The organism is Agrobacterium albertimagni AOL15, from assembly GCF_000300855.1.
Lineage (GTDB): Bacteria > Pseudomonadota > Alphaproteobacteria > Rhizobiales > Rhizobiaceae > Allorhizobium > Allorhizobium albertimagni.
On the sequence record NZ_ALJF01000019.1, the window covers coordinates 81,964 to 94,170 of the forward strand.

Below are 12,207 nucleotides of genomic sequence, written 5' to 3' on the forward strand. Positions count from 1 at the left end.
CCTCATTCGGCGTAGAAGGGATTGGTGAACAGGCGCGCCTCGTCGCCATGCCACACCTCGAACCGCAGGAAGCGGCTGGAAAACTTGATCTCCGTGGCGAACTGGCTGGTCTCCGGCCGGATCGTATCTCGATACCCGGCTTCGTCGACCACCCGAATTTCGTCGCCATTGGCCAATCCGCCAAAGGAGATCGCAATTGTCGTGCCCGATGCGACACGGGCACCAAAGTCCGGATGCTCCGCCTCGACAGGCTCGGCCGTCAGATCATGCGGAGAGAAGGATACGACATTCCGGCCAGCCCGCACCGCTGCCAGGATATCGCCGATCGAACTTCCGGTGACCCTCAGGCGATTGCTCGGATGACCATGACGGCGGCGGTTCTTCAGATGGAAGTCGCTGCCGCCTGTGATCGGGATCTGGCGACCCATCACCAGAAGCTCCTGCCAGAAGGCCAGCGCCTGCGCATTCATCGGCGTCCACAGCCCGTTCCAGATCTCCAGAGCATCGAATGGCCCGTCAAAACCAGATTGCCATTTGCCGCCAGCGGAGTTCTGGAAGGGATGGTTGATGACGATCGTTGCGCCGTTTGACCGCGCCTCGACCATGCGGTCGACCACCTCATGCGGTCCACGGCAGCGCCAGTCCGCAACAGGCTGCGCCAGACCGAGGAAGTTGCTGTGGCCCCAGAAGGAAGTGAGCTCCATGGCGGGGATGACGAGGATACCGGGATCGTCGGGGCGGATCGTGTTCTGCGAAATGGTGTTGTGATCGGTGATGGCAAGGAAATCCAACCGGCCGGAACGCGCCCGGTGAATGGCATCGAGAACCGTCACCCCACCATCGGAATGTTCCGAATGACTGTGCAGCTCCCCGACCAGCCAGCGTTGCCGCTTGCGGATCAGACGGATCTTCAGATCGACCTTGCAGGCCGGGCCAATCTTGACGATCCCGAGCACGACATGCCAGGCGCCCGAAAGAGGCCCGCAATCATAACCTGGCGTCGCGCGATCCTCCTCGATCGTGATGAAGCCACGCTCCGACCCGCTCCAGCCGCGCATGCGGCCATTCCGGGCGACCCCAAGGTCGATGACGCTGCCGCCGCCGCCGAAAGGAAAGTGATAGGCAACTTCGATGCGCTCGATATCCGACCCGACCTCGAAGGGGATCTCGACGAAGGACTTCTCCCCCTCCGGAAAGTTGTCGATGGTGACGTTGATTTCCTGGTCGACGCTCACCCGGCACTCCTCCCCAATTTCAGGCTGATGATTTCGAAGGGCTTGAAGCTGAGGCGCAATGTTCCCTGCTCGATGATGAGCGCTTCGACGACCTCTTCGAGCAGATCGACCACCGCGACGTCGATGATGTCGGGCGCAAGTTCGATCTTGCCCGCGCGATGCCGCCCTGTCGTCTCCCAGAGACGCACGATCACACCGGCACCATCCTCCGCCGCTTTCACGGCTTCGACGGCAATGCCATCCGTCGAAACAGCGAGCAGAGAGACTGGGGCGGTCAGTCCAGCACGGTTCACGTCCGATCCACCCTCGACGATCCGAAGCGGCATGTTGAAGTCTTCCGCCGCGCGATGCACCGCATCCTTGTCGCCGCCATGCACCATCAGGGAATAGCGGAAGCGATGTTCGCCCTGATCGGCCTCCGGCCAGGGATAGGTCGGGGACCGCAGGAGCGTCAGCCGGATATCCGTTCCCCGCGCGTCGTAGCCGTACTTGCTGTCATTGAGGAAAGCGACGCCGAAATCAGGTTCGGTCACATCGACCCAGCGCTGCATGACGCATTCGAAACGCGCCTTGTCCCACGACGTGTTGCGATGGGTCGCGCGGCGTACGTGACCGAACTGGATCTCCGCATCGACGGCAGCGGCATGGAGATCGAGCGGAAACGCCGCCTTCACCAACGTGTTGTGCTCATGCCAGTCTACGAAGGTGTCGAACTCGATCTGACGGGCATTGGCCTGCAGTGAGACGACCTGCACAATGCGGGAATTCTCGTAGCGCCATTCGAACCGGATCGCGGCCCGCAGCGGACCCTGTTCGACCACCTCGACACCTACGACATCATCGATCTCGAAGACCTGGTCTTCGAAGTCGGAGTCGATGTCCCAGGCATCATATTCGGCGGGACGGTCTCGAAATGCCTGCAGACGATTCCCCTTGGCGTCCGGCTTGAGGATCACACGGCCGCTAACCCGGTCGAGCAAACGCTCGATCCGGCCTGCACCGTCGAACAGAACCTCTAGATGGCGATTTGCCAGGCGGCGCTCCGAGACCTCCAGCGCCTCGCTATCAGTCGGCGCCACACACAAGCCGTTAAACGGCATGATCGAGAGCGGGCCAACGGGATCAAGCCAGACGGCATATTCTCTCACGCCATCGGCCCGCACCACGATCTGCTGTACCTCCCCTTGGAGACGGGGTGATGTGAGCAACCCACCACGATGACGCCCGGTGGCGTTGAGCACACCCTGGTCGACATCTAGCATCGAGGCCAATTCGCCGGCCAGCGCTTCCGCCTCGTTGAAGAACGTCTCGTAGTCCCGGTCGCTGTCTTCATAGACCGCACCGATCGAGGAACCCGGCAGGATGTCGTGGAACTGGTTAAGCATCACGATATCCCAGAGCCGCCGCAGCCGCGCATGCGGATAGGCATGACCGCTCGACCTTGTCGCGAGGACCGCCATCAGCTCGAGTTCGCGAAGAGCGATTTCCGCCAGTCGGTTGAAGCGCTTGTTCTTGGCGACGGAGGTCAGCGTGCCCCGGTGGAACTCCAGATAGAACTCGCCGACCCAGGTCGGATAGCGCTGCGGGTTCGCCTTCATCTCGGCGATCAGCCGCTCGAAAAAGGGCCGCATCGCCCCATGCTCGACCTTCGGACAGCCGGGAATGCCGCGCTCCATCCGCCGGATATTGTGCAGCATCTCGCGCGTCGGCCCGCCGCCGCCATCGCCATGGCCGTAGACGAGGAAAAGCTCGCCGCCGATGCGCTGCTGACCGTAGCGCTTCCATGTCCCCATGACATGTGTCGGCTTCAGGTTCGGGCAGTAGGTCGTCCCGATGCTCTTGGTGTCATAGGGCTGCGTGGTGAGGAAATAAGCGACGACCTGACTTCCGTCGATGCCCTGCCAGAAGAGCTTTTCCTCCGGCATGCGATTTGTATCGTTCCAGGAAAGCTTGTGGGTGACGAAGCTGTCGAGCCCGGATTTGGCCATCAGCTGCGGCAAGGCTGCCGTATAGCCGAAGGTATCCGGCAGCCAGACCATGCGTGGCCGGATACCGAAGGTCTCCTGGTGATACCGCACACCATAGAGAATGTGCCGGACCAGCGCCTCGCCTCCGGCAATGTTGACGTCCGGCTCGAGCCACAAAGCGCCCTCGATTTCGAACCGCCCGGCCGAGAACTGACTGCGAATGCCATCCAAGAGTTCGGGATAGTCCTCCCGCAGATAGTCGAGCAGGACGCACTGATTGTACATGAAGCGGTAGTCGGGGAACTCGTCCATCAGCGAGAGCATGGTCGCCATGGAGCGCGCCATTTTCTGCCGCGTTTCGCGCACCCGCCAGAGCCAGGCGACATCGATATGGGTGTGCCCGGTGGCGACGACCACCGGCTTTATCTCAAAATCACCGGCCTCGTAGATGGCCGCCGCAATTGCCCTCGCCTTTTCAAGCGATGTTGCAAACCGCTCCGGATTACCCGGCCGAAGGTCAATCACATCGACCGCCTGTTCCACCACCCGCAGAATGAAATGTCGTCGCGGATCGTTCTCGTCGAGCAGTCGCGCCACGTCGAGCGGCACGCGCAGATCATAGTAGACCTCTTCCACATCAGGGTCATGGCGATGCAGCGTAACCCCGAATCCGATCTGGCGCCGATCCTCGATCGTGCCGGCCTCGATCAGGAGGTCATGGATCTGACCCGCAACGGCATTCAGAGTGAGTGGGAATTCACGGTGGTTCGCATCGCCACCCTGGACGATCCGCCCATCGACCCGCACCAGGCACTGCGGATCGCTCCGTCCCATAACATTGCCGAAGGCGGCCTCGATCCGGCCAAAGAGCCGGGCGCCCTCGACGCCTTCGGGCACGACCACCTGCCCGCCGAACCAGTAATAACCGTCCGGCTCGCCCCAGATGTGATCGCGTCCGACCGCCATCCAGTCCGATCTGTCGGAGCGAACCATCTCCGCCCGCTCACCGGATGCCGCCTGGCGATAGACCAGCGGCACCTGAACGCCGATCGGCTGAAAGATCTGCTCGGCGAGAACCGAGAGCAGCTTGTCGAGCTTGCGGATGGTCTTCATCGATATTCCTCCCGCAACGACATCAGGACCAGACCGAAGTCTGATCTTGCAGGATCACAATAGGCTCTGGATGAAAGCCAGCCGGCACTGGGTCCGGACGGCTCACATGCACATCCTCCAGCAAGAGGTTTTCGACATTGGAGGCAAAGACGCCCGGCATACCGCCGGGATAGGGCACCAGACCAATCACCTTTCCATCCTCCCCCCGCACCCAAGCATTGGCTCGGCCGGCCGCATCCGGCGACGGCGCGAGATCGAACTTGGTCGGACGCACGTCGCAACGGCAGGCATTGAACCGGCCCGGCTGCTGGCGGATGTCGACACGGCGCAGCGTGACATTGCGGATCATGCCGGGTCGATCGGCATAGAGATTAATCGCCCCCTCCATCAGGCCATCGATATCCTCGAAGAGTACATTCTCGATGATGCCAGCCGCCTGCGTTCCGCGGCGGTCGAGAGCCGTTGCCGTGATCGCTTCGCCCGAACCCCAGAAACCCTCCGGTGTTTCCCGGCATTCAAGTTTCAGTCGGCGGAAGGTCACGTTCGCGAGACGCCCTCCATCGCGCGAGAAGAGACCCAGCGCCCTGTTGCTGTGGGCGATTTCACAATCCTCGAAGAGGATCTCGGTCATATCGGCAAAACTCTCGGTGCCGAGCTTGAGCGCGCAGCTCTCGCTGATGATCTTGCAGCCTCGAACGCGGATCTCACGGCACTCACCGATCGGCGCACCATCTCCACCTCGGCTTGTCTTCAGCACGACGCCGTCATCGGCCGTATCGATGACGCAGTCCGCGATCGAAACACGGCGGCAAGCATCCACCACGACACCGTCGGTGTTCGGCATCTTGCGATCATTGATGATGCTGATCCCTTCGAGCACCACATCGTCGCTGTGGATCAGATGCACAGTCCACATGGCCGAGAGGCCGATTTTGATGCCTTCGATATGCACGTCCTTGCAGCGGTCGATGACCAAAGTTCTCGGCCGATGCCGCGACGGAATGTAGGTCCCCATCTCTTCCAGCAGGCCCTCGACATAGGCCTCACCGGGGGCCTCGATCGTTCCTGCGCCATGAATGCGGATCGATCGCGCATCCTGCGCGATGATCAGCGCGCGGTCGGAATCCTCGGCGATGACATCCACCGTATTCGACGCGTACCGGGTATAGTCGGGATCGAAGCGCAGTACGGCCCCCTCTTCCAGGCAGAGATCCGTGCCGCTGGGAAGGCGCAAGGGACCGCAGAGATAGACGCCCCTTGGCACATGCAAGACAAGGCCCTGTCGGGCCGCTGTGTCCAACGCTTGCTGCAGGGATTGCGCGCCTTGCGCCGAATCGACAATGAATATTTTTCTTTTCTTCGTCACCGCAAGCCTCTCCTCAAAGGCGGCAAAATTCGGATTAAACCCTGAAAAATAGAGACTCCGAATGGCATCACCTCCATATCAAACCGATTTTTAGCCCAAACACAAAATGAAAATATTTTTTCAGAGAAGCTAGCTTCGATGCTGCCTGCCGCCTCGGATACGAACCGCAGACGCCGGGATCGATCTCCACCGAATGGCGGAAGCCATAAGCCGTGCGAGCACATTAAGGCATCGGCGCGAGCGGAATATGATGCTTTTCGCACCCCGCGCTTTTGCCCTATCGAACGAGGTGAACAGAGACGCGAAGGCAGAGGACAATGACCAGACCATTTTTCTGGAGCGAACTGACGACGACGGATTTTGCAGGGCTCTCGCCGGATACGACGATCGCCATCCTGCCGATCGCCTCGACAGAACAGCACGGCCCTCACCTGCCCATCGCGACTGACGTCGCTATCGCCAATGGCATGCTGGCCGAACTGAAGAACCAGCGCCCCGACGATCTCGACTTCCTCGTTCTTCCCACCCAGGAGATCGGCAAGGCCAACGAGCATGTGTATGGCCCAGGCAGCCTATCCTTCGGCCCGGAGATCTTGATCCCGGCCTGGACGGCCATCGGCAGCAAGGTCGCCGAAGCCGGCATCCGCAAGCTGGTGATCGTTAACTCCCATGGCGGCAATGTCGACGTCATGAGCATCGTCGCCCGCGAATTGCGCGTCCGCCACCAGATGGTCGTCGTCTCGACCCAATGGGGCCGTTTCGGCAACCCGGAGGGCACGATCTCCGAACATGAAAGCCGCTACGGCATTCATGGCGGTGAGGTCGAGACCTCGCTGATGCTGCATTTCCGGCCGGAACTGGTGCGTATGGACAAGGCACAGAACTTTATCTCGAAGGCCGAAGAAATGCGGGCCAGCTCGAAATTCCTCACCCCGCTGCCGCCGCATTCGCTGGCCTGGATCGCCCATGACCTCAACCCGCATGGCGTGGTCGGCGATGCCTCGAAAGGCACCGCCGAAAAGGGTGCCGCGATCTGCCGACACCAGGTGGCAGGCTTCATCGAACTCTTGCGCGACGTTGCCGCCTATCCGCTCTCGAACCTCTACACGCTCGGCTGACCGGACACTCGCCCCTCAGTTCTGGCCGCGAATGGTCTCGGGGATATGCCCCCGCGCCTTGAGGTCCTGAACCAGCGCCAGAAGCTCCTGCATCAGATATTCGACGAAGAGGCTTGTCGCGGAATCGAGCGGTGCCCTTGCACGGGCGAAAAGCTTCATCGGCTGATGACGGATATGGGCCTCGGTCAGCGGCCGGAAGATCAGCTCGCCGCGTCGACATTCGGCAACCGCATCGAGCGGATTGAGCATGGTAAGCCCCGTGCCCGCCTTGACCAACTGCTTCATCAGTTCCGAGGAATTCGTCTCGACAACTGGCTCGACGAGCAGCGGCAGCGGTGCCAGCGCCAGATCGATGATGTTGCGCAGGCTGGTGCCCGATTGCGCCAGGATCAATGGCTCCTGAACCACCTCCACCAGGTCGACCGGCCCCTCCTCACGCGCCAGCCGATGCCCGGGCGGCAGCACGACACCGACAGGCACATCGATATTCGCAAGGGTGCGAATGCCAGGGGTCGCCGGGATGTTGAAGCCAAGGCCGAGATCGACCTCACCGGTCAGAACCGGATTGATCGTCGTCGAGCCGCCATCATTGCGCAGCTTGATCTGAACACGGGGATGCGCAGCAACGAAGCCAGCCAGGATTTCCGGCAGTGGCCCGGAGGCAAGACCGACCGTCGTCACCAGCGACACCTTGCCAGCCTGCGGCGTCTTCAAGCCGCGGATCCGGCCCTCGAGCCGCTCGTAATTCTTCAAAACGTCGCGGATATGCTCGACACAGAGCTCTCCGGCGGCGGTCAGCCTCAGCCCTTTCGGCAAACGCTCGAAAAGCGGCGCGCCCAGTTCCTCCTCCAGCGCCAGGATCTGGCGGTTGACCGCAGATGATGCGACATTGAGGCGCTGGGCCGCCTTTCGGATCGAGCCGCAACGGACGATTTCGTTGATATAGACGAGCTTTCTGGAGTGCAGCACGAGGCCTCCGCTGCGTAAAAATTAGTCATGCCGCATCACTATGCATCAATCTCGAGAGCAGTGCAAAAAAAGCATCGATGCGGACGAAATTTGATGCTTTTCAAGACGCAATCCGACCGATCAAATGACCGAAAAGGGAGCCCGAAAACGGGTCCTGCAACGAACAGGGGAACGATCAATGCGCGACATGCTCACCAAGACCAGCCTCTTTGCCCTGATGGGCCTTGCGGCCTCGCTGAGCTCCACCTCGGCGGCTCTTGCCCTCGACGAAGTAACCTACGGCACAAACTGGCTGGCCCAGGCAGAACATGGTGGCTTTTACCAGGCCGTGGCCGATGGCACCTACGAGAAATACGGCCTGAAGGTCACCGTCGTACAGGGTGGTCCGCAGGCCGCCAACCGCGCGCTTCTGATCGCCGGCAGGGTTGATTTCTACATGGGTAGCCCGCTCGGCGAGATGGACGCCGTGAAAGAAGGCATCCCGCTGATCGACGTGGCGGCCATCTTTCAGAAGGATCCGCAGGTCCTGCTCGCCCATCCCGACCAGGGCATCGAAACCTTCGCCGACCTCGCCAAGCTCGACAGCATCTTCATGGGCAAGGACGGCTACGTCACCTATTACGAATGGATGAAGAAGAACTTCGAGGGCTTCACCGACGAGAAGTACAAGCCCTACACCTTCAACCCCGCTCCCTTCATCGCCGATCCCAGGTCGGCCCAGCAGGGCTACCTGACATCGGAACCCTACGAGATCGAGAAGCAGGCCGGCTGGGCACCGAAGGTCTTCCTGCTCGCCGACAACGGCTACAACCCTTATTCGACGATGATCACGACCACGACGACCATGGTCGAGAGCAAGCCCGATCTGGTCCAGCGCTTCGTCGATGCCTCGATCGAGGGTTGGTACAACTACCTCTACGGCGACAACAAGGCCGCCAACGACCTGATCAAGAAGGACAATCCGGAAATGACGGATGGCCAGATCGAGTATTCGATCGCCAAGATGAAGGAATACGGCATCGTCGAATCCGCCGAAGCGATGGACAAGGGCATCGGTTGCATGACCGACGAGAAGTACAAGGCCTTCTTCGACGCCATGGTCCAGATCAGCGTCCAGCCGGCCGACCTCGACTACAAGAAGGCCTACACCACCCAGTTCGTCTGCAAGGGCGTCGGCATGGCGCTGAAAAAGTGATGCGAAATAGGGCGGAGGGGCTTACCCCCCTCTGCCCTGCCGGGCATCTCCCCACAAGGGGGAGACTGCCTGAGCGGCAGGCCCTGCCTCCGCTTTTGGAGTGTCGAACAGCGCGGCAAACGCGGCGCCCCGCTCTCCCCCCTTGTGGGGGAGATGTCACGTAGTGACAGAGGGGGGTATCCCACCTAGCAACCTCAACCCTGCCGCAACACCAGAATGCAACGCGGATGTAACGCGAGACAGAATGACCAGTTTACCAGCCACGGAAGACCCCATCACCCCGCCCCCTCCCGAACAGCGCCGGGCGCTGGTGGTGATGAAGGACGTATCCAAGGTCTTCTCCAGCGGAACGGTAGCGCTGACCGACATGTCGCTCACCGTCAATGGCGGCGAGTTCGTATCGCTGCTCGGCCCCTCCGGCTGTGGCAAGTCGACAGCCCTCAGGATCATCGCTGGCCTCGGCGACACCACATCAGGCACGATCGATTGGCCGAGCTCCCGCATCAACTCCAAGGGCCTGCCCGACGGCGACATCTCCTTCGTCTTCCAGGAGCCGACGCTGATGCCCTGGGCCACCGTCTTCGGCAATGTCTACCTGCCGCTCAAGCTCCGAGGCATCTCCAAGTCTGCGGCGAAGGCCGACATCCTCGCAGCCCTCGACCGCGTCGGCCTCAAGGATTTCGTCGACGCCTATCCGCGCGAACTCTCCGGCGGCATGAAGATGCGCGTCTCGATCGCCCGCGCGCTCGTCACCAAGCCGAAACTGCTCTTGATGGACGAGCCTTTCGCCGCCCTCGATGAGATCACCCGGCAGAAGCTCAATGACGACGTGCTGCGGCTCTGGCGCGAAACCGGCATCACGGTGATTTTCGTCACCCATTCGGTGTTCGAAAGCGCCTATCTGTCGAACCGCATCATCGTCATGAAGGCACGCCCCGGCCGCGTCCATGACGATTTCCCCTTGGTGACCAGCGAGGAGCGCGGCCTGCAATACCGCACCTCCGAGGAATATCGGGCAACCTGCGACAAGGTCTCGCGTTCGCTGATCGAGGCTATCGGATTTCCCCTCGCCGATGGCATGGAGCTTCACTGATGAGCAGTCCCGCGCCACTCCATCCGGTGAAATCCGGTTTCGCATCGCTCTATGGCGAAACGCTCCTCAAGATCCTCGTTCCCATCCTCGTTGTCTGTCTGCTGATTATCGTCTGGCAGGTCGGAGTCTGGGTCTCCGGCGTGCCACAATACATCCTGCCCGGCCCGATCGCAGTCTCGGGCGCTCTCTTCAAGGACTGGGGCACGCTGTCGCCCGCGCTCTGGGTCACCACCAAGATCACGCTGATGTCCTTAGGGCTGGCGCTTCTCGGTGGCGTCGGCATCGCCGTTGCCCTCGTACAGTCGAAATGGATCGAGATCGCTTTCTACCCGATCACCGTCATCCTGCAGGTGACACCGATCGTCGCCATCGCCCCGCTGATCCTGATCTATTCGCCCTCGACGCAGGTGGCGCTCTTGATCTGCGCCTTCCTCGTCGCCTTCTTCCCCATCCTCTCCAATATGGTCCAGGGCCTGAAAAGCGTCGATCATAACCTGCTCAATCTCTTTGATCTCTACGGCGCCTCGCGCTGGCAGACCCTGCTTTACCTGAAGCTTCCGGCCTCGCTCCCCTATTTCATGACCGGCTTGCGCATCGGCGGCGGCCTCGCCCTCATCGCTGCCGTGGTCGCCGAATTTGCTGCCGGTTCTGCCGGTGCAGGCTCCGGCCTTGCCTTCCGTCTGCTCGAGGCCCAGTTCCGTCTGAACATTCCGCGCCTGTTTGCTGCCCTCTTCCTGCTCTCCTGCCTCGGTGTGGTGATTTTTGCCATTACCTCCTTCATTTCCTGGCTGGCGCTGCATCGCTGGCACGAGAGCAGCCTGAAACGAGAAAACTGATGTCGAGCCCGGTCACCGCCCTCCCCGCTGCCAAGCGTTTCGTCCTTGCCAATGCGACGTTACCGCAGATCTGCGTGGATGGCGTAGAGGCGCCCGCCTGCGAGGGCCTGATCAGCGCAGACATCGTCGTTGCCGACGGCAAGGTCGAGGCGATCCTGAAGCCCAGTGAGGCACCATCAGGCCTGCCCTCGACGGATCTGCGCAACGGCATGGTCTGGCCGACCTTCGTCGACATGCACACCCATCTCGACAAGGGCCATATCTGGGACCGCCGGCCGAACCCATCAGGCGATTTCGTAGGCGCGCTCGAAGCCGTGAAAACCGATCGCGAGGCACGCTGGTCGGCGGAAGACGTCAAGGCCCGCATGGAATTCTCGCTGAAGACGGCGTATTCCCATGGCACCAGCCTGATCCGTACCCATCTCGACAGCCTGGCGCCCCAGCACCGCATCTCCTTCGAGGTCTTCGCCGAAATCCGCGACGCCTGGGCCGGCAAGATCGACCTGCAGGCCGCCGCCCTCTTCCCCTTCGACCAGATCACCGACGAAGCCTTCTTCAAGGATCTCGTCGAGGTCATCGTCGCCCATAAGGGCCTGCTCGGCGGCGTCACCTATCTGATGCCGGGCCTCGACGAAAAGCTCGACATCCTCTTCCGCACAGCGAGCGAGAACAACCTCGACATCGACCTGCATGTCGACGAGACGCAGGACAAGGAAACCTTGACGCTGAAGACCATTGCGGAAGCCAAGCTCCGCAACCGCTTCGAGGGCGCAGTCACCGTCGGCCACTGCTGCTCGCTCGCGCGCCAGGACGAGGATATGGCCAAACGCACAATCGATCTGGTGGCGGAGGCCGGCATCTCGGTCGTATCGCTGCCGATGTGCAATATGTATCTGCAGGACCGTCACCCCGGCCGCACGCCCCGCCAGCGCGGCGTCACCCTTTTCCACGAACTGACATCAGCGGGCGTCGCCACTGCCGTCTCCTCCGACAACACCCGCGACCCCTTCTATGCCTATGGCGATCTCGACCCCGTCGAGGTTTTCCGCGAAGCGGTGCGTATCATCCATCTCGACCATCCGCTGGATACTGCCGCGAGGGTCGTGACCCGCACGCCGGCCGACATCCTCAAGCGCCCCGACCATGGCCGCATCGCCGTCGGCGGCAAGGCGGATCTCGTCCTCTTCAGCGCCCGCCGCTGGAGCGAATTTTTGTCCCGTCCGCAGGCCGACCGCATCGTGATGCGGAATGGCATGGGCATCGACCGCAGCCTGCCGGATTACCGCGAACTTGACCCGTTGCTTGGAGTATAGAC

9 protein-coding genes are annotated in these 12,207 nt (G+C 61.5%); 5 read left to right on the plus strand and 4 right to left on the minus strand.

Annotated elements, in window-relative coordinates; translation table 11 throughout:
* Positions 1–2: 2 nt before the first annotated feature.
* The 3 genes from QWE_RS21160 to pglB are packed head-to-tail and all read right to left on the minus strand — an operon-like array spanning position 3 to position 5,681.
* Positions 3–1,235: a CehA/McbA family metallohydrolase gene (locus QWE_RS21160; protein ID WP_006728222.1), complete on the minus strand. Its 1,233-nt coding sequence runs from the start codon at positions 1,233–1,235 to the stop codon at positions 3–5.
* Positions 1,232–4,315, minus strand: coding sequence for an alpha-mannosidase (locus tag QWE_RS21165; protein WP_006728223.1), 3,084 nt, complete (start codon positions 4,313–4,315; stop codon positions 1,232–1,234). Before QWE_RS21165 ends, QWE_RS21160 begins: the two co-directional genes overlap by 4 nt.
* Before the next feature lie 22 nt (positions 4,316–4,337).
* Positions 4,338–5,681, minus strand: a complete 1,344-nt coding sequence (gene pglB / locus QWE_RS21170; RefSeq protein ID WP_006728224.1) for a polygalacturonase PglB — start codon at positions 5,679–5,681, stop codon at positions 4,338–4,340.
* A gap of 317 nt (positions 5,682–5,998) precedes the next feature.
* On the opposite strand from pglB, the gene QWE_RS21175 reads away from it, so the two are divergent.
* Entirely contained in the window at positions 5,999–6,799 is an 801-nt protein-coding gene (locus tag QWE_RS21175; protein WP_006728225.1) for a creatininase family protein, read from the plus strand.
* 15 nt (positions 6,800–6,814) lie between these two features.
* Here the strand turns inward: QWE_RS21175 and QWE_RS21180 are convergent, their stop codons facing one another.
* Complete coding sequence (locus QWE_RS21180) at positions 6,815–7,768, minus strand: LysR family transcriptional regulator (protein ID WP_006728226.1); 954 nt, start codon at positions 7,766–7,768, stop codon at positions 6,815–6,817.
* 178 nt (positions 7,769–7,946) lie between these two features.
* Between QWE_RS21180 and QWE_RS21185 the strand changes: the two genes are divergently transcribed.
* The 4 genes from QWE_RS21185 to QWE_RS21200 all read left to right on the plus strand — a co-directional run bounded on the left by QWE_RS21185 (position 7,947) and on the right by QWE_RS21200 (position 12,205).
* Positions 7,947–8,963 carry an ABC transporter substrate-binding protein gene (locus tag QWE_RS21185; RefSeq protein WP_006728227.1) on the plus strand — a complete coding sequence of 339 codons (1,017 nt, stop codon included), beginning with the start codon at positions 7,947–7,949 and terminating at the stop codon, positions 8,961–8,963.
* A 244-nt stretch (positions 8,964–9,207) separates the two neighbouring features.
* Positions 9,208–10,056, plus strand: coding sequence for an ABC transporter ATP-binding protein (locus QWE_RS21190; protein WP_040300832.1), 849 nt, complete (start codon positions 9,208–9,210; stop codon positions 10,054–10,056).
* Positions 10,056–10,892 (plus strand): ABC transporter permease, encoded by an 837-nt coding sequence (locus QWE_RS21195; RefSeq protein ID WP_006728229.1) that lies wholly within the window; start codon positions 10,056–10,058, stop codon positions 10,890–10,892. Before QWE_RS21190 ends, QWE_RS21195 begins: the two co-directional genes overlap by 1 nt.
* Positions 10,892–12,205: a cytosine deaminase gene (locus tag QWE_RS21200; RefSeq protein ID WP_006728230.1), complete on the plus strand. Its 1,314-nt coding sequence runs from the start codon at positions 10,892–10,894 to the stop codon at positions 12,203–12,205. Before QWE_RS21195 ends, QWE_RS21200 begins: the two co-directional genes overlap by 1 nt.
* Positions 12,206–12,207: the final 2 nt, after the last annotated feature.